This is a genomic window from Roseovarius faecimaris (genome assembly GCF_009762325.1).
GTDB lineage: Bacteria > Pseudomonadota > Alphaproteobacteria > Rhodobacterales > Rhodobacteraceae > Roseovarius > Roseovarius faecimaris.
The window spans coordinates 1,047,664-1,065,382 of the sequence record NZ_CP034348.1 but is presented as its reverse complement, the minus strand read 5'-3'; the positions used below and the strand labels follow the sequence as shown (position 1 = coordinate 1,065,382).

Below are 17,719 nucleotides of genomic sequence, written 5' to 3'. Positions count from 1 at the left end.
CAACCGCATATTGCGGTTCAAATAGATCTGTCTGGCTTTCCGTCAAGTGTGCGACCAATTGATCCCATTGTCAATTTTTCTTGACACGGACATATCAAATGTGACTGCAACCACCTGATATCACTCCGGAGAATCTTTTGGAAAATGACTTTGATCACAAATATTTCCGGCAGATTCAGCTTTTAGGGCGCGAATCTCCGGCTGCCTATCAAAATTGACATTTCCAAAAATCCCAATGTGTAAATTTTAATTGACAGTTTTGCGCGTCAGCCACTAGCATGAAATGGGAACACGACCGCTGGCGAGGGGACTGATGACGCCGCACGCGCCACATAAATCAAAGAGCACGACGCTTTACACCGACGCTCAAAGACAGCGCCGGGACGGCACCGTCTGGACACTCGTTCAGGGCATTCTCGCCCCGGCGCAGTTTCTGGTTTTCCTGATCTCTCTGGCGCTCATCCTGCGCTATCTGACCACCGGGCTGGGCTATGAAGCGGCGACCCTCTCGATCCTCGTGAAAACCGGGTTTCTCTACCTGATCATGATCACCGGTGCGATCTGGGAAAAGGTTGTTTTTAATCAATTTCTTTTTGCTCCGGCCTTCTTCTGGGAAGATGTGTTCTCCATGCTCGTCATCGCCCTGCACACCGCCTATGTGTGGGCCCTCTTCACCGATGCACTGTCGCCTGCGGGACTCATGGTTCTCGCGATGGCGGCCTATGTCACCTACGTCATCAATGCCGGGCAATTCCTGCTCAAACTCAGGGCGGCCCGACTTCAGGCGGGAGGAGCCGCATGACCCACCACGCGCGCCCCCCGGACAGGCCCCATCCGCCCGCACAGGCACGGGGCTGCCGTGATACTCCGATTCTCAAGCAACGCGGCCAGCACGAAGTGTTTTGCGGGCTGACAGGCATTATCTGGCTGCATCGCAAGATGCAGGATGCATTTTTTCTGGTGGTCGGGTCGCGGACCTGCGCTCATCTGCTGCAATCGGCGGCGGGCGTGATGATTTTCGCCGAGCCGCGCTTTGGCACCGCAATCCTGGAAGAGGGCGATCTGGCCGGGCTGAAGGATGCCCAGGACGAGCTGGAGCGCGTGGTCGTCGACCTGCTTACGCGCCGTGCCGACATCCGCCAGCTCTTTCTTGTTGGCTCCTGCCCGTCCGAAGTGATCAAGCTTGACCTGGCCCGTGCCGCCGAGCGCCTGTCAGCAAAATTTGCCCCCAAGGTGCGCGTGCTCAATTATTCCGGTTCGGGCATCGAAACCACCTTCACCGAAGGTGAGGATGCCTGCCTCGCGGCGATGGTCCCTGCCCTGCCCGAAACCGATGCGCGCCAACTGCTGCTTGTCGGCGCTCTGCCTGATGTCGTCGAGGATCAGGCGCTCGATCTGCTCAAAGCTCTGGGTATCGGACCGGTTTCGGTCCTGCCCGCCCGTCACCTTGAAAGCGGTCTGGCCGTTGGCCCCAATACCGTTTTCGCCTTAACCCAGCCGTTTCTAGGGGGCACCCATGCCGCCCTGGAACGGCGCGGGGCGCGTCACCTTTCCGCGCCGTTCCCGTTCGGCGAAGAGGGCACCACCGCGTGGCTTCAAGCCGTTGCGCGGGAGTTCGGCGTCGACCAGGCGCATTTCGACGCCGTCACCGGCGCGCCCCGCGCCCGCGCCAGACGCGCAGTGGCCAAGGCCGCCGACGCGCTGCGCGGCAAATCCGTCTTCTTTTTCCCCGACAGCCAGCTTGAAATTCCGCTGGCGCGGTTTCTCACCCGCGAATGCGGCATGCAGGCGCTGGAAGTCGGCGCGCCCTTTATTCACAAGGGGCTTGTGGGCGAAGAGCTCGACCTGCTCGCAGAAGGGCCAACCCTGGCCGAGGGTCAGGATGTCGAGCTGCAACTTGACCGGTGCCGTGCGGCGCGGCCCGACCTGACGGTCTGCGGCCTGGGCCTTGCCAACCCGCTGGAGGCAGAGGGGCTGGCCACCAAATGGGCGATCGAACTGGTGTTCACGCCAGTGCATTTCTACGAACAGGCCGGCGATCTGGCCGGGCTCTTCTCGCGCCCGCTGCGGCGCCGCAACCTTCTGCAACTGGAGGCGGCGGAATGAAGCTTGCCGTCTGGACATATGAAGGCCCGCCGCATGTCGGCGCGTTGCGCGTGGCCACGGCGATGAAGGGGTTGCACTACGTGCTGCACGCACCGCAGGGCGACACCTATGCCGATCTCCTGTTCACCATGATCGAGCGCCGGGACCATCGCCCGCCGGTGACCTACACCACCTTTCAGGCGCGCGATCTGGGCGCGGATACGGCCAACCTCTTCAAGACCGCCTGTCAGGCCGCCTATGACCGGTTCCAGCCGCAGGCGATGATTGTCGGGGCCTCCTGCACGGCGGAGCTTATTCAGGATGACCCGGGCGGGATGGCCGAAACGATGGGCCTGCCCGTGCCCGTGATCCCGTTGGAGCTGCCCAGCTATCAGCGTAAGGAAAATTTCGGCGCGGATGAGACGCTGTTTCAGATCATCCGCCACCTCGCCCGCCCAATGGAGCGCACAGCGCATTTGAGCTGCAACCTGATCGGCCCGACGGCGCTGGGGTTCCGGCACCGTGACGACATCACCGAAGTGACCGCCCTGCTTGAGGACATGGGCATCTCGGTCAACGTCGCCGCCCCTTATGGGGCGTCTCCGGAGGATATCACCCGGCTCGGGGCGGCGCATTTCAACGTGCTGATGTATCCCGAAACCGGTGAGAGCTCCTGCCGCTGGATGGAGCGCGAGCTGGGCCAACCCTTTACCAAGACGGTGCCGCTCGGTGTTGGTGCCACGCGCGACTTCGTGAATGAGGTGGCGGGTCTGGCAGGGGTGAAGCCCCGGCTCGATACCTCCCGTCTGCGCCTGCCCTGGTATGCGGCCAGCGTTGACTCGACCTATCTGACCGGCAAGCGTGTCTTTCTTTTCGGTGATGGCACCCATGTGGCCGCGGCGGCCCGCATCGCTCGCGATGAGATGGGGTTCGAGGTGGTCGGCCTTGGCTGCTACAACCGCGAGATGGCCCGCCCCATCCGGGCTCTGGCAAAGGAATACGGCGTCGAGGCGCTGATCACGGATGATTATCTGGAGGTGGAGCGCGCCATCGAGGATCTGGCGGTGGAGCTGATCCTCGGCACCCAGATGGAGCGCCATATCGCCAAGCGGCTCGGCATTCCCTGCGCGGTGATTTCCGCGCCGGTGCATGTGCAGGATTTCCCGGCGCGCTATGCCCCGCAAATGGGCATCGAGGGTGCCAATGTCATCTTTGACACCTGGGTGCATCCGCTGGTGATGGGGCTGGAAGAGCACCTGTTGCACATGTTCCGCGACGATTTCGAGTTTCACGATGCGGCCGGACCCAGCCATCATGGCGGCCATGCTGCCCCGCCGCCGCCGGACGAGCCCGAGCCAAGGCAGGAAAGCGCAGAAGTCATCTGGCTGGCGGATGCCGAGAAGGAACTCAAGAAGATCCCCTTCTTCGTACGCGGCAAGGCCCGGCGCAATACCGAGCTTTTCGCGGCCGATCGCGGCGAGAAAGTGATCAGCATCGAAACGCTTTACGAGGCAAAGGCCCATTATGCGCGATGATGTGATCCCCCCTCGCGCCGCCCGCGCCTACAACATCGTGATCCTGACGCTGGATTCGCACGCGGCAGGGCCATGCGCACGTGTGGCCGATCAACTCGCCGCAGACTTTCCCGGCCTGAACCTCAGCGTGCACGCGGCCGCCGAATGGGGTGAGTGCCCCGATACGCTGGACGCCGCGCGCCGGGCGATTGCCGAAGGCGACATCATCCTGATCACGCTGCTCTTTCTCGAAGAGCATATCAACGCGATCCTGCCCGACCTGAACGCGCGGCGCGACACCTGCGATGCCATGGTGGGGATCATCGCAGATGCTTCCATCGTGCGGCTGACCCGGATGGGGACACTGGACATGTCGGCCCCGGAATCCGGCACCAGCAAGCTTTTGAAGAAGCTGCGCGGTGCGGGCAAACCCTCGGTCGAGAAGGGCGCGCGCAAGATGAAGCTGCTGCGTCGCCTGCCCCGCATCCTGCGGCTCATCCCCGGCAAGGCGCAGGATCTGCGCGCCTGGTTCCTGGCGATGCAATACTGGCTGGGAGCGTCAGACGACAACATCGACGCCATGGTGCGGTTCCTGATCTCGCGCTATGCGCGGGTTGAGGCATGGCGCGGGGTAAAGGCGGCGGCGCCGCTCGACTACCCTGAAACCGGGCTGTATCACCCCGACCTGCAAACGGATCGGCCGGGACGGATGACCACCGATCTTGCCGCCCTGCCCGCTCCAGCCAATCCGAAGGCCACGGTTGGCCTACTGATGATGCGCAGCTATGTGCTCTCGGGCGACACGGCGCATTACGATGCGGTGATCCGCAGCCTTGAGGCGCGCGGCATGCGCGTGATCCCGGCTTTTGCCGCTGGGCTGGACGGTCGGCCCGCGATTGACAGCTTCTTTCTGGAAAACGGAACGCCCCGGATCGACGCGCTGGTGTCGCTCACCGGGTTCTCACTGGTCGGCGGCCCAGCCTACAATGACAATGAATCGGCCATCAAAGCACTGAAAACGCTTGACATTCCCTACATCGCGGCACATCCGCTGGAGTTCCAGACACTGGATCAATGGGCCGCCTCGCCGCAAGGGCTAGGCCCGATCGAAACAACGATGCTTATCGCGCTGCCCGAACTGGACGGGGCGACCAATCCCACCGTCTTTGCCGGGCGGCACGGGGCCGGAGGCTGCACAGGTTGCGCACATGCCTGTCCGGCCACCTCCACGGTAAAGGCGATGGCACCCTGCCATGAACGGATCGATCGTCTGACCGCACGCGTTGAAAAACTCGCCCTGCTGCGCCGGTCCCGCGCCGCCGACCGCAAGGTGGGGATCGTGCTCTTTGGCTTTCCGCCCAATGCGGGCGCGGTCGGCACCGCGGCCTATCTCGATGTGTTCCGTTCGCTCCATAACACGCTGCATGCCATGGCGGCGCGCGGCTATGATATGACTCCGCCCGCCACGGTCGAAGAATTGCGCAGCGCCATTCTTGACGGCACAGCGCAGCAATACGGTCAGGAAGCGAATATCGCCGCGCATGTGAGCGCGGACAGGATTGTGGCAGCTACGCCCTGGCTGGAAGAAATCGAGGCGCAATGGGGCCCGGCCCCCGGCAAGGTGCAATCGGACGGGCGCGGCGTGTTCATCCTTGGCGCCGAATTCGGCAATGTGTTTGTGGGCGTGCAGCCCGCCTTCGGCTATGAGGGCGATCCGATGCGCCTGCTGTTCGAGCGCGGCTTTGCCCCCACCCATGCGTTCGCGCAGTTCTACCTCTGGCTCAAGCACAGCTTCAAAGCCGATGCGCTGCTGCATTTCGGGATGCATGGCGCGCTGGAGTTCATGCCGGGCAAACAGGCAGGCCCCGGCGCCGATGACTGGCCCGACCGCTTGATCGGCGACATGCCCAACGTATATCTTTACGCCTCGAACAACCCGTCAGAGGCGACGCTGGCCAAGCGCCGCGCCGGGGCGATTACCATCACGCATCTGACGCCGCCGCTGGCCTCTGCCGGGCTCTATAAGGGGCTGGCCGAGCTGAAGGACAGTCTGAACCGCTGGCGCGGCACCGCACCGGATGCGCCCGAGCGGGCAGAGATCGAGACACTGATTGCCGAACAGGCCGCAGCGGTCGATATGGGCGGGGTGGAGGCCGAAACGCTTTGGGTGAAGCTTCTGGAAACCGAAGACGCGTTGATCCCTGAAGGGCTGCACGTGCTGGGCGCGCCGATGTCGGCCCAAGCCCGCGCCGATTATCTTGACCTGCTGCCCGAAAGCGATGCCGCGACGCGCGCCCGGATCGACAAGCTTCTTGCGACCGACAGTGAAATCCCTGCCCTGCTCAACGCGCTGGACGGCCGGTTTACCCCGCCAGTGCCGGGCGGCGATCTGGTGCGCTCTCCGGCGATCCTGCCCACCGGGCGCAATATCCACGCGTTCGACCCGTTCCGCATGCCCACCGAATATGCCTGTCGCGACGGCGCGAAACAGGCGCAGCTTCTGCTCGACACCCATGCCACCCTGCCGCATACCGTGGCCCTGGTGCTCTGGGGGTCGGACAATATCAAATCCGACGGCGCCCCGATTGCGCAGGCGCTGGCCCTGATCGGGGCCAAGCCGCGTTTCGACAGCTTTGGCCGTCTCTGCGGCGCCGATCTCATCCCGCTAGCCGAGCTTGGCCGCCCGCGTATCGACGTGGTGATGACACTCTCGGGCATTTTCCGCGATCTGCTGCCCTTGCAGACCAAGCTGCTGGCTGAGGCCGCATTGAAGGCCGCAAGTGCTGACGAGCCGTTGGAGCAGAATTTCGTACGCAAACATGCGCTTGCCTATGCAGATGCCATCGGCTGCGATCTGGAAACCGCCGCCTTGCGCGTCTTCTCCAACGCCGAAGGGGCCTATGGATCGAACGTCAACATGATGGTCGACAGCTCTGCCTTTGGGGACGAGGACGAACTGGCGGACGCCTATGAGGCGCGCAAGAGCTTTGCCTATGGCACCAACGGCAAGGCCCGGCAAAGCGCCGAAGTGCTGCAAAAGGTGCTGGGCGACGTCGATATCGCTTATCAGAACCTCGAGTCGGTGGAATTGGGCGTCACCTCCGTCGATCATTATTTCGATACGCTGGGCGGTATCTCACGCGCGGTGCGCCGGGCGCGCGGCGGGCAAGAGGCGGCGATCTATATCTCCGATACCACGCGCGGCAGTGGCAAGGTGCGCACGCTGGCCGATCAGGTGGCGCTGGAAACCCGCTCGCGCTCGCTCAATCCGAAATTCCACGAAGCACTTTTGCAGCATGGCGCCGAAGGCGTTCGCCAGATCGAAAGTCACATCACCAACACGGTCGGCTGGTCGGCCACGACAGGCCAGGTCGAGCCGTGGATCTATCAGCGGATCTCCGAAACCTTCGTTCTGGATGAAGAGATGCGCCGCCGCCTGAGCGCCCTCAATCCCGCCGCGTCCTCACGCATGGCCAACCGCCTGCTTGAAGCGCATGACCGCAACTACTGGCAGCCCGATGCTGCCACGCTCGACGCGCTGCGCAATGCCGCCGACGAGATGGAAGATCACCTTGAGGGGGTCGCCGCAGAATGACACGGCCGACCCTCAGAAAGACTGTATGACATGAGCCCACGCGACGACATCCCGCATCTCAGAGGCCAGGACGGCGAAGGCTCCGTTCAGGTCCATCAGGACCCGAGCGCCAAGATCGACGGCGCCAAGGTCTTTTCCGTCTACGGCAAGGGCGGGATTGGCAAATCCACCACAAGCTCGAACCTTTCTGCCGCCTTCTCGGCCATGGGCAAACGCGTCTTGCAAATCGGGTGTGACCCCAAGCATGACAGCACCTTTACCCTGACGGGCCGGTTGCAGCCCACGGTCATCGACATCTTGAAAGAGGTGGATTTTCACCCCGAAGAGCTGCGCCCCGAGGATTTCGTCGCCGAAGGCTGGGGCGGCGTGAAATGCGTTGAGGCAGGCGGCCCGCCGGCCGGTACGGGCTGCGGTGGATACGTGGTCGGTCAGACGGTGAAGCTTCTCAAACAGCATCACATGCTGGAAGACACCGATGTGGTGATCTTCGACGTGCTGGGCGATGTGGTTTGTGGCGGGTTCGCCGCCCCTCTGCAACATGCCGACCGCGCGCTGATCGTCACGGCCAATGATTTCGACAGCATCTATGCGATGAACCGGATCATCGCCGCCGTGCAGGCCAAATCGGCCAATTACAAGGTGCGGCTGGCGGGCTGTGTCGCCAACCGCTCGAAGGACACCAATGAGGTGGATCGCTATTGCGACACGGTGGGCTTCAACCGGATTGCCCATATGCCCGACATCGACGCGATCCGCCGCTCGCGGCTGAAGAAAAAGACCCTTTTCGAGATGGATGACGAGGACGACATCATTGTTGCCCGCGCCGAATATATCCGCCTCGCCGAAACGCTCTGGAACGGCACCGAGCCGCTGGCCCCCGCCCCGATGGAAGACCGCGATATCTTTGAACTGCTGGGGTTTGACTGATGTCATATGACCGCACCCTCGCGCGCGTCGAAACCTATTTCGACAAGACCGCCACCCGCACCTGGGAGCGGTTGACCAGCGATGCGCCGGTATCGCGCATCCGCGAGACGGTACGGCGGGGACGTGATGAGATGCGCGCCTTGCTGTTGTCGCGCCTGCCTGAGGATCTGGGCGGTGCGCGGGTGCTGGATGCGGGGTGTGGCGCGGGGCAGATGACGGCCGAACTGGCCGCGCGTGGCGCCGATGTGGTCGCCGTCGACATTTCCCCCTCCCTGATCGAGATTGCACAGAAACGCGTCCCGGAGGGGCTGCATCGCAAGGTGCGATTCGAGGCCGGGGACATGCTGGATCAGCGCCTTGGTTCCTTCGATTTCGTCGTCGCCATGGATAGCCTGATCTATTACCGCGAGGCCGATCTTGCCGCGGCCCTGCATGAACTGGCCGGGCGCACCTCCGGGCAGGTCTTGTTCACCGTTGCCCCTCGCACACCGCTGCTGATGGCGATGTGGCGGATGGGGCAGGTCTTTCCCCGCTCGGATCGCTCGCCCACGATGGTGCCGCATGCGCCCGCGCGGATCGCAAATGCGCTCCGCAGCCACGGCAGCAAGGCCCGCCTCGCGCCGTTTTCGCGGGTCAGCTCGGGCTTTTACATCAGCCAGGCGATGGAGGTGGCGGCATGATCCGGCGCCCACCCTCCGGCCTTTTGCGTATTCCGGCGCAGTATCTGCCCTTCGCGGATGCAGCCAGCGACGGCCTGCCGATGGCACAGCTTCTGCGGCTCTCGCTGTTTCAGGTCTCGGTCGGCATGGCGACGGTCATGCTCCTGGGCACGCTCAACCGCGTCATGATCGTCGAGCTGTCGGTACCGGCCACCATCGTGGCGATCATGATCGCCCTGCCGGTGCTCATCGCGCCATTCCGCACGCTACTGGGCTTCCGCTCGGACACCTACCGCAGCGCGATCGGCTGGAAACGTATCCCTTATCTCTGGTTCGGCTCACTGTGGCAGATGGGCGGGCTTGCGGTGATGCCCTTCGCGCTCCTCGTGCTGTCAGGGGAACAAACCGTCGGGCCTGCCTGGGCGGGCGAAGTCCTCGCGGCGCTGGCCTTCCTGATGACGGGCCTTGGCCTGCACATGACCCAGACGGCGGGGCTGGCGCTGGCCAGTGATCGCGCCGACGACGAAACCCGCCCGCGCGTCGTGGCGCTGCTTTATGTCATGTTCCTGTTGGGCATGGGATTTTCCGCTGTGATCATCGGCTGGCTTCTGCGCGATTTTTCCAGCCTCACGCTGGTGCGCGTCGTCCAGGGGGCCGCGTTGGCCGGGATCGTGCTGAACCTGATCGCGCTCTGGCGGCAGGAGAAGGTCCGCCCGATGAGCCGCGAAGAGCGCACCGCACCGCGCCCGCGCTTCCGCGATGCATGGGCCGATCTGATGCGTGGGGGCGAGGCCGGGCGGCTCTTGGCAGTGGTGTTCTTCGGCACCATGGCCCTGAACATGCAAGACGTATTGCTGGAGCCCTACGGCGGAGAGATCCTGGGCCTGTCGGTTTCGGCCACCACCCTGCTCACTGCCCTTTGGGCGACCGGGGCGCTCGCAGGGTTTGCCCTTGCCGGGCGCATGCTGGCGCAGGGGCGCGATGCCTTTCGTATTGCCGGGGCCGGACTTGTTGTCGGCATTTATGCCTTCTCGGCGGTGATCTTCTCTGCACCGATGTCATCGCCCACGCTTTTCTATATTGGGGCCGTGCTGATCGGTTTCGGCAGCGGGCTTTTTGCTGTCTCGACCCTGATCGCAGCCATGAACATGAAAGCCGAAGGCGCGGCAGGGCACGGGCTCGCTCTTGGGGCCTGGGGCGCGGCGCAGGCCACTGCGGCAGGGATGGCCATCGCACTCGGCGGCGGTCTTCGCGACTGGGTCGGCACGCTGGCCCTGTCAGGGGCCTGGGGTGACGCGCTGAACACCCCGGCGACCGGCTATTCCTTCGTCTACCACATCGAAATCGGGCTGATCTTCGTGACCTTGGCCCTGCTCGGGCCGCTGGTGCGCAGCGCGCGGCCCTCCACCCACTCAACCGGCAAACCGGCCCCTCTTGGCCTGGCCGATTTCCCGACATGAGGAGCTCCCCGGAAAGGACATCACCATGACCGACCCCTTCTTTGGAAATTTCGATCTCGCCAGCCTCTCGATCTGGCTGTTCTGGATCTTCTTTGCCCTGCTGATCTTCTACATTCAGCGCGAGAATATGCGGGAAGGTTATCCGCTTGAGGATGACGACGGCAGGGAAAGCGCCAATCAGGGCCTCTTCCCGGTGCCCGAAGACAAGACCTTCAAACTGCCCCACGGACGTGGCGAAAAAACCGTGCCCTCGGGTCAGACGCCCGAGCGCCCCAACCTGCCGCTGGAGAAGACCGCGGCGGGCAATGGCTTTCCCTTCGCACCTACGGGCGATCCTATGGTGGACGGGGTTGGCCCTGCGTCCTGGGCCCCGCGCCGCGATGTGCCCGAGCTTGACGGTCATGGTCACCCCAAGATCGTGCCCATGGGCAACAAGGAACAGTTCAGCGTGGCCGCCGGGCGCGACCCGCGCGGGCTGCCGGTGCAGGCCGGCGACGGCGCGGTGGTCGGCAAGATCACCGATATGTGGATCGACGAGCCCGAACAAATGGTCCGCTATCTGGAGCTGGAGCTTGATGGCGAGTACGGCGAAGGCAAACGCCTGGTACCGCTGACCATGGCACGTATCGGCTCGGACCGGGTCAAGGTGCGGTCGATCTTCGGTAAGCATTTCTCGGGCGTTCCCCAGCATGTGTCCGCCCATCAGGTGACGCTGCTCGAAGAAGACAAGATCTGTGGCTACTACGCGGGTGGCACCCTCTACGCCAGTGAAGCCCGCCAAGAGCCGCAACTGGGCTGACAGGAAAGAGGCCGCCATGCATCACGATGATTTCGCCATCGAGCCCGTGAAAGGGCTGCCCGAAGCACCGCCCGAGGGCGAACGCATTCTCTGGCAGGGCCGCCCGAACTGGTGGGCGCTGACCCGGGCCTCGCTCAGCCTTTACTGGGTCGCGGGTTACTTTGTGATCCTGGCGGTCTGGCGCTTTGGCAGTACCGTGGATCAGGTCGGGGCGGGTGCCGCCCTGGCGGGGTCCACGCCTTTCCTGATCCTTGGCGGTATCGTCTGCGCACTTCTGATGATTGTCGGGTATGTGCAAGCCCGCGCAACCGTCTACACCATCACCAACCGCCGCGTCGCCATGCGCATCGGGGCAGCGCTGACCGTCACGCTCAACCTGCCGTTCACGCAGCTCGGCCGCGCCGATCTGGACCTGCGCCGCGATGGCACTGGCACCATCGCGCTCGACCTGATCGGGCCGGTCCGGCTCTCTTATCTGGTGTGCTGGCCGCATGTGCGCCCGTGGAAAATGCGCCGCACCCAACCGGCCCTGCGCTGCATCCCCGATGCCACAGACGTGGCCCAAATCCTCGCCACCGCGGCGGAGGCAAGGGTGAGCACGCCCCAATTGGTGCGCAACGCCCCCGCACCGGCCGCCGTGGCCGCCGAATAGGACCTGTCAAGGAAAGACACTGAGATGACCCAGACCGCCACCCAAAAAGCCCCCTACGACAAGGAGCTGATCCCGCGTGCCCTGGTGCGGGCGATGTTCGGTCTGGTGATGGTCTGTCTGATCATCGTGTCTCTGGCCACGTTCACCGGCTACCAGCCGCTTGCCACCCCGCCCGAGGGCGAGGTTGTGGCATCGCGCACCGTTCTGCTGAACGTAAGCCAGAGCGGTGCCGCCACCGTGCGCGCCGAAGATGGCACTCTGATCGCCGATCTCGCGCCCGAGCAGGGCGGCTTCATCTCCGGCGTGGGCCGGGTGATCGAACGCGAGCGGATGAAAAACCGCGTGGCACAGGACGGGCCGGTCGTCCTTCTGTGGAAGGATACGGGACGCATTTCAATTCAAGACCCCAGCACAGGCTGGAGCGCCGATTTAATGGGATTCGGCGCCGATAACGCCATGGCCTTCGCAAGGCTTCTGGCAAACTGAGAGAGAGGAGGCCAATAATGGGATGGCTGACCAAAGAAGTAGAACATGCGCCGTGCACTGTGGAAATCAGTCACAAGTTTGAAAGCCTGCATGCGCATGTGAGGTTCAACAACGGCGCCGTTGTGTACCCCGGCGATGAGGTGAAGGTTCACGGGCCCGAGATCATGGCCCCGTTCGGAGAGATCGTGCGCGAAGACCGCGACGCGACCATCGTGCGCGCGTCGAAACTTGAACAGATCTGGACGCGCCTGACCGGTGATTTCGAGGTGATGGAGCTCTGCGAGTTCTCCTTTTCCGAGGAGGTGCGGCTATGAACGCCTATTCCGGAAAACACACCGCCGATGCGACCACTGTCGAAGAGGGCCTTGCCATCGCCGAGGCGCAGGACGCGCAATATACCGACGAGATGGCCACCGAAACGGCCATGGCCAACACGCTCCTTACCCCGCGCTTCTATACCACGGATTTCGATGAGCTGGACGCCATCGACGTGTCTTCAGTGCGCGAGGACTGGGACAAGCTGATCGCGCAAATGGTCTCGGACCCCAACAAGGGGCATTTCAAGAAAAACGATGACTGGGACCAGATCGACTGGGACGGGATGGAGCCGCAACTGAAGAAGGAATTCATCGACTTCCTGATCAGCTCCTGCACCGCCGAGTTTTCGGGCTGTGTGCTCTACAAGGAGATGAAGCGGCGCGGCAATAACGATGACATCACGCAGCTGTTTCAGCTCATGGCGCGGGACGAGGCGCGCCATGCGGGCTTCATCAATGACGCCCTGCGCGAGGCCGGGCTTCGGGTCAATCTGGGGTTTCTGACCCAGAAGAAGAAATACACCTATTTCCGGCCCAAGTTCATCTATTACGCCACCTATCTGAGCGAGAAGATCGGCTATGCCCGCTATATCACCATCTTCCGCCACCTTCAGGCCAATCCGGAGCACCGCTTTCACCCGATCTTCAAATGGTTCGAAGAATGGTGCAATGACGAGTTCAGCCATGGCGAGGCCTTCGCGCTGCTGATGAAGACCGACCCGAAACTGACCTCGGGGCGCAATGTGCTGTGGATCAAGTTCTTCCTCACGGCGGTCTATGCCACGATGTATGTGCGCGATCACCAGCGCCCGGCGTTTCATGAGGCTCTGGGGGTGGACCCCGACTGGTATGCGCATGAGGTCTTTACCAAGACCTCGACGCTGTCGAAGCAGATCTTCCCGATCACGCTCGATATCGAGCATCCGCGCTGGCAGTCCGGTCTGGTGAAGCTGCAAAAGGCCAATGCCGATCTGGCCGCGGCGAAGGAGCAAAGCGGCCCTCTTGCCATGCTCCGGCGCGCCTCTGCCAGCACCCGCGCAGCCCTCGCCTTTGCCGGGCTTTACCTGATCCCGGCGAAAAAGCACGTGGTGCCCGCCTCGACCAGGCTGGAACCGGCGTACTGATGGCGTCGCCCTGGATAGCAGCGCTCTTTGCGCTCTTTGCCTGGTGGTTTTCCACCGGGGCTATCCTGTGGGCGGTGCGCCATGCCGACCGGCGCGGTCGGGCCGGGCGCGTGGCATGTACCTGGGCCGGGTTGCCTCTTTTGGTGCTTGGCGTCTGGGGGGGCTGGACCACGCTGAACGACCCATCCCTGCAAGCCGCCTATGTTGCGTTTCTGTCGGCTCTTGCGATCTGGGGCTGGATCGAACTGGCCTTTCTCACCGGGGCCATCACCGGCCCCAACCTGTACGACTGCCCCGAAGGCGCCCCGGAATGGGAGAGGTTCATCCGCGCCTTCGGCACCATCGCCTATCACGAAATGCTGTTGCTGGCGGCTCTGCTGCTGCTCTGGGCGGTTGGACAGGGAGCCGCCAATGGCTTTGGCCTCTGGACCTTTACCATCCTCTATTTCGCCCGCATCTCGGCCAAACTGAACCTGTTTTACGGTGTGCCGCGTATCAACGCGGAGTTCATCCCCGATGCACTGCGCCACCTGCCCAGTCATTTCCGCATCTCGCGGCTGAACTGGGTGTTTCCCATATCGGTCACGGCGCTCAGCTTTGCCGTGGCCTGCTGGCTGGAGCGGCTCTATTCGGCCCAGACACCAGCCGAAACAGCAGGCTTTGCCCTGCTGACCGCGCTCACCGCGCTGGCCTTACTCGAACATTGGCTGATGGTGCTGCCATTGCCCGATGCCAAACTCTGGCGCTGGATGCTTCCGGCGCCCACCAAACACGACAAGACACCACGACCGGAGGGACATCATGGACTTTGATGCAATGTTCAACGCGCAACTGGGGGCGCTGAAGGAAGAGGGCAATTACCGCATATTTGCCGAACTGGAGCGCCGTTGCGGGCAATTTCCACGCGCCAAAAGCCATGATGACGACGCGCCCGACGAGGTCACCGTATGGTGTTCGAACGACTATCTTGGCATGGGCCAGCACCCGGTCGTGCGCCAGGCCATGAAGGATGCCATCGACAGCTGTGGCACCGGCGCGGGGGGCACACGCAACATCTCGGGCACCAATCACCACCATGTCGCGCTCGAACGCGAACTGGCCGATCTGCACGGCAAGGAAGACGCGCTCCTGTTCACCTCCGGTTATGTGTCGAACTGGGCAGCACTTTCCACCCTGGGCAGCCGCCTGCCCGATGCCGTGATCCTGTCGGACGCGCTCAACCATGCTTCGATGATCGAAGGCATCCGGCACTCGCGCGCCCAGAAAGTTATCTGGAAGCATAACGACCCCGAGGACCTGGACCGCAAGCTCGCCGCCCTCCCGGCAAATGCGCCCAAGATCGTGGCGTTCGAAAGCGTCTATTCGATGGATGGCGACATCTGTCCTATGGCCGAAATTGTCGAGGTCGCCGAAAAGCACGGCGCAATGACCTATCTCGACGAGGTGCACGCGGTGGGGCTCTACGGGCCGCGCGGCGGTGGTTTGAGCGAACGCGAGGGGCTGGCCGACCGGATCACCCTGATCGAGGGCACGCTGGGCAAGGCCTTCGGGTGCATGGGCGGCTATATCGCGGGTTCTCCGGCGCTCTGCGATTTCATCCGGTCCTTTGCGTCCGGCTTCATCTTCACCACCGCTCTGCCCCCGGCCGTGGCGGCGGCGGCGCAGGCGTCGATCGCGCATCTCAAGGTCAGCCAGATCGAGCGCGCCCAGCAGCGGCGTCAGGTGGCGCGTATGCGCGCCATGCTCGATGCGCGGGGCATTCCCCATATGGAAAACCCCAGCCACATTATCCCGGTGCCGATCAAGGACCCGGTCAAGTGCCGGATGCTGGCCGACATCCTGATGCGCGATTATGGGATCTATGTACAACCCATCAACTATCCGACTGTGCCGAAAGGCACTGAGCGGCTGCGCTTCACTCCGGGGCCGCTGCACACCGATGCCGATATCGATCGCGTGGTCGAGGCTTTGGATGTGCTGTGGAAGCAATGCGCCATCGCCCACGCGGTCGCGTGATCAACTGAAGAGCAACGCAAAAGCCGCGCCGGGGCAACCTGGCGCGGCTTTTTTGTAAGGTGCGTGCCTGAAACCAGCGGCGCTTATTCGGCCGCGTCGAGCGACGGCGCGTCCTCCGATAAGCCCAGAGCGATCCGCACGGTGGCGACGATATCCTCCGCCGTCATCCCGGCATCGGCATACATTTCCTCGGGGCTGGCCTGCTCGATGATGCGGTCCGGCAGGCAAATGTTGCGAACCGCGAGCCCTGCGTCAAAGGCACCCTGGCGGGCCAGCTCGTGCAGCACAATGGAGCCAAAGCCGCCCTCGGCCCCCTGCTCCACGGTGATCAGCGCCCGGTGGTCGCGTGCCAGCTCGGCCAAAAGGACGGTGTCGAGCGGCTTGGCAAATCGCGCATCGGCCAGCGTCGTGCTGATCCCTTGCGCCCTGAGCAGTGCCGCCGCCTTGCGGCAGACACCAAGATGCGCACCGAAGGACAGGATCGCCACATCCTCGCCCTGCTCGACAACCCGGCCCTTGCCGATTTCCAGCACCTCGCCCTGCTGGGGTAGCTCGACCCCCTCGCCTGCGCCACGCGGATAACGGAACGCAATCGGTCCCTCATCATGTGCCGCAGCCGTTGCCACCATATGCACCAGCTCCGCCTCATCGGCGGCGGCCATCACGGTAAAGCCCGGCAGGCTGCTGAGATACCCGATGTCATAGCTGCCCGCATGGGTTGCACCATCGGCGCCCACCAGCCCCGCGCGATCAATCGCGAATCGCACCGGCAGGCCCTGAAGCGCCACATCATGCACCACCTGATCGTAGCCGCGTTGCAGGAAGGTGGAATAGATCGTGCAAAATGGCTTCAGCCCCGCCGCCGCCATTCCGGCGCTGAAGGTCACGGCATGCTGCTCGGCAATACCCACGTCGAACACGCGGTCGGGAAAGGCCTCGGCCATGATATTCACACCGGTGCCCGACGGCATCGCCGCCGTCACCGCGACGATCTTCGGATCCTGCGCCGCCATGCCTCTGAGCGCCTTGCCATAGACCGAGGTATAAGACGGGGCGCTCGCCGCCTTCTTGGCCATCGCTCCGGTTTGCACGTCAAACTTGGAGACGCCGTGATACTTGTCGTCGCTGGCCTCGGCGGGCACATAGCCCTTGCCCTTTACCGTGCAGCAATGGATCAGCACCGGCCCCGTGGCCCGGACCCGTGCCGCACGCAGAACCATCAGAAGCTGATCCATGTCATGACCGTCAATCGGCCCCACATAGTCAAAACCGAGTTCTTCAAAAATCTTGCCTGACGCGGTCAACCCGCCGGCCAGTTCGCGAACACAGGCGACACCTTCGCGCAGCGTGGCGGGCAGGTTCTGATTTATGTCCGAAGCAAGCTCGTCCAGGCGGGCCGGAGGCTCACCGGCATAGAGCCCGGACAGATAGCGCGACATGGCGCCGACGGGCGGCGCGATGCTCATCTCATTGTCGTTGAGAATAACGAAGAGCCGCCGCCCTTCCGCACCGGCATTGTTGAGCGCTTCATAGGCCATACCGGCACTGATCGAGCCATCGCCGATCACCGCGATCGCATCGCCGGTCGGCTGGCCCATATCGCGCCCCACGGTAAAGCCGAGGGCCGCGGAGATCGAGGTCGAGCTATGAGCCGCACCGAAAGGATCATAGGGGCTTTCCGAGCGTTTGGTGAACCCGCTGAGCCCGCCTTTTTGCCGCAATGTATGCATGCGGTCCCGCCGGCCGGTGAGTATCTTGTGGGGATAGCTTTGATGGGCAACATCCCAGACAAGCTTGTCCACGGGCGTGTTAAAGACAGCATGCAGGGCCACGGTCAGCTCGACCACGCCCAGGCTCGACCCGAGGTGCCCGCCGGTTTGCGAGACCGTGTCGATCACCTCTGCGCGAAGCTCGCCCGCAAGGGCGGTCAGGTCCGCATCCGACATCCGGCGCAGCGCGTCCGGGGTGGCGACCTGATCCAGCAACGGTGTCTTGGAGTGGGAATCTTTCATCGCGGGGTCCTCCTGTCGGTGGATTGAGGCGTCGCCCACGATCGGTCCGCAACAGGGACGGCGCGATGGTCGG

15 protein-coding genes are annotated in these 17,719 nt (G+C 63.4%); 14 read left to right on the top strand and 1 reads right to left on the bottom strand.

Annotated elements, in window-relative coordinates:
- The first annotated feature begins 313 nt into the window (after window positions 1–313).
- The 14 genes from bchF to hemA are packed head-to-tail and all read left to right on the top strand — an operon-like array spanning window position 314 to window position 15,634.
- The gene (gene bchF / locus EI983_RS05590; RefSeq protein WP_157706407.1) at window positions 314–802 is read left to right on the top strand and encodes a 2-vinyl bacteriochlorophyllide hydratase; all 489 of its coding nucleotides are present in this window, start codon (window positions 314–316) and stop codon (window positions 800–802) included.
- Window positions 799–2,106 (top strand): ferredoxin:protochlorophyllide reductase (ATP-dependent) subunit N, encoded by a 1,308-nt coding sequence (locus tag EI983_RS05585; protein WP_157706406.1) that lies wholly within the window; start codon window positions 799–801, stop codon window positions 2,104–2,106. Before bchF ends, EI983_RS05585 begins: the two co-directional genes overlap by 4 nt.
- Window positions 2,103–3,620 carry a ferredoxin:protochlorophyllide reductase (ATP-dependent) subunit B gene (gene bchB / locus EI983_RS05580; RefSeq protein WP_157706405.1) on the top strand — a complete coding sequence of 506 codons (1,518 nt, stop codon included), beginning with the start codon at window positions 2,103–2,105 and terminating at the stop codon, window positions 3,618–3,620. The genes EI983_RS05585 and bchB overlap by 4 nt, the downstream gene beginning before the upstream one ends.
- Window positions 3,610–7,194 (top strand): magnesium chelatase subunit H, encoded by a 3,585-nt coding sequence (locus tag EI983_RS05575; RefSeq protein ID WP_157706404.1) that lies wholly within the window; start codon window positions 3,610–3,612, stop codon window positions 7,192–7,194. The genes bchB and EI983_RS05575 overlap by 11 nt, the downstream gene beginning before the upstream one ends.
- 30 nt (window positions 7,195–7,224) lie before the next feature.
- Window positions 7,225–8,121, top strand: coding sequence for a ferredoxin:protochlorophyllide reductase (ATP-dependent) iron-sulfur ATP-binding protein (gene bchL, locus EI983_RS05570; protein ID WP_157706403.1), 897 nt, complete (start codon window positions 7,225–7,227; stop codon window positions 8,119–8,121).
- Window positions 8,121–8,801: a magnesium protoporphyrin IX methyltransferase gene (gene bchM, locus EI983_RS05565; RefSeq protein ID WP_157706402.1), complete on the top strand. Its 681-nt coding sequence runs from the start codon at window positions 8,121–8,123 to the stop codon at window positions 8,799–8,801. The genes bchL and bchM overlap by 1 nt, the downstream gene beginning before the upstream one ends.
- Window positions 8,798–10,240, top strand: coding sequence for a PucC family protein (locus EI983_RS05560; protein WP_157706401.1), 1,443 nt, complete (start codon window positions 8,798–8,800; stop codon window positions 10,238–10,240). The genes bchM and EI983_RS05560 overlap by 4 nt, the downstream gene beginning before the upstream one ends.
- Window positions 10,241–10,265: 25 nt before the next feature.
- Window positions 10,266–11,039, top strand: coding sequence for a photosynthetic reaction center subunit H (puhA, locus tag EI983_RS05555; RefSeq protein WP_157706400.1), 774 nt, complete (start codon window positions 10,266–10,268; stop codon window positions 11,037–11,039).
- A gap of 16 nt (window positions 11,040–11,055) precedes the next feature.
- Window positions 11,056–11,691, top strand: a complete 636-nt coding sequence (gene puhB, locus EI983_RS05550; protein ID WP_157706399.1) for a photosynthetic complex putative assembly protein PuhB — start codon at window positions 11,056–11,058, stop codon at window positions 11,689–11,691.
- 24 nt (window positions 11,692–11,715) lie between these two features.
- Complete coding sequence (gene puhC, locus EI983_RS05545) at window positions 11,716–12,177, top strand: photosynthetic complex assembly protein PuhC (RefSeq protein ID WP_157706398.1); 462 nt, start codon at window positions 11,716–11,718, stop codon at window positions 12,175–12,177.
- Window positions 12,178–12,194: 17 nt separating this feature from the next.
- Window positions 12,195–12,491 (top strand): hypothetical protein, encoded by a 297-nt coding sequence (locus tag EI983_RS05540; protein ID WP_157706397.1) that lies wholly within the window; start codon window positions 12,195–12,197, stop codon window positions 12,489–12,491.
- Window positions 12,488–13,618 carry a magnesium-protoporphyrin IX monomethyl ester (oxidative) cyclase gene (gene acsF, locus EI983_RS05535; RefSeq protein ID WP_157706396.1) on the top strand — a complete coding sequence of 377 codons (1,131 nt, stop codon included), beginning with the start codon at window positions 12,488–12,490 and terminating at the stop codon, window positions 13,616–13,618. Before EI983_RS05540 ends, acsF begins: the two co-directional genes overlap by 4 nt.
- Entirely contained in the window at window positions 13,618–14,430 is an 813-nt protein-coding gene (gene puhE, locus EI983_RS05530) for a putative photosynthetic complex assembly protein PuhE (protein ID WP_157706395.1), read from the top strand. Before acsF ends, puhE begins: the two co-directional genes overlap by 1 nt.
- Window positions 14,420–15,634, top strand: coding sequence for a 5-aminolevulinate synthase (gene hemA, locus EI983_RS05525; protein WP_157706394.1), 1,215 nt, complete (start codon window positions 14,420–14,422; stop codon window positions 15,632–15,634). The genes puhE and hemA overlap by 11 nt, the downstream gene beginning before the upstream one ends.
- 83 nt (window positions 15,635–15,717) lie before the next feature.
- Here the strand turns inward: hemA and dxs are convergent, their stop codons facing one another.
- On the bottom strand, window positions 15,718–17,646 hold the full coding sequence (gene dxs / locus EI983_RS05520; protein WP_157706393.1) for a 1-deoxy-D-xylulose-5-phosphate synthase: 1,929 nt from the start codon (window positions 17,644–17,646) through the stop codon (window positions 15,718–15,720).
- Window positions 17,647–17,719 lie beyond the last annotated feature (73 nt).

Coding starts and splice junctions, on each gene's coding strand:
- bchF (WP_157706407.1), top strand. CDS start 314: ATGACGCCGCACGCGCCACATAAATCAAAGAGCACGACGCTTTACACC.
- EI983_RS05585 (WP_157706406.1), top strand. CDS start 799: ATGACCCACCACGCGCGCCCCCCGGACAGGCCCCATCCGCCCGCACAG.
- bchB (WP_157706405.1), top strand. CDS start 2,103: ATGAAGCTTGCCGTCTGGACATATGAAGGCCCGCCGCATGTCGGCGCG.
- EI983_RS05575 (WP_157706404.1), top strand. CDS start 3,610: ATGCGCGATGATGTGATCCCCCCTCGCGCCGCCCGCGCCTACAACATC.
- bchL (WP_157706403.1), top strand. CDS start 7,225: ATGAGCCCACGCGACGACATCCCGCATCTCAGAGGCCAGGACGGCGAA.
- bchM (WP_157706402.1), top strand. CDS start 8,121: ATGTCATATGACCGCACCCTCGCGCGCGTCGAAACCTATTTCGACAAG.
- EI983_RS05560 (WP_157706401.1), top strand. CDS start 8,798: ATGATCCGGCGCCCACCCTCCGGCCTTTTGCGTATTCCGGCGCAGTAT.
- puhA (WP_157706400.1), top strand. CDS start 10,266: ATGACCGACCCCTTCTTTGGAAATTTCGATCTCGCCAGCCTCTCGATC.
- puhB (WP_157706399.1), top strand. CDS start 11,056: ATGCATCACGATGATTTCGCCATCGAGCCCGTGAAAGGGCTGCCCGAA.
- puhC (WP_157706398.1), top strand. CDS start 11,716: ATGACCCAGACCGCCACCCAAAAAGCCCCCTACGACAAGGAGCTGATC.
- EI983_RS05540 (WP_157706397.1), top strand. CDS start 12,195: ATGGGATGGCTGACCAAAGAAGTAGAACATGCGCCGTGCACTGTGGAA.
- acsF (WP_157706396.1), top strand. CDS start 12,488: ATGAACGCCTATTCCGGAAAACACACCGCCGATGCGACCACTGTCGAA.
- puhE (WP_157706395.1), top strand. CDS start 13,618: ATGGCGTCGCCCTGGATAGCAGCGCTCTTTGCGCTCTTTGCCTGGTGG.
- hemA (WP_157706394.1), top strand. CDS start 14,420: ATGGACTTTGATGCAATGTTCAACGCGCAACTGGGGGCGCTGAAGGAA.
- dxs (WP_157706393.1), bottom strand. CDS start 17,646: ATGAAAGATTCCCACTCCAAGACACCGTTGCTGGATCAGGTCGCCACC.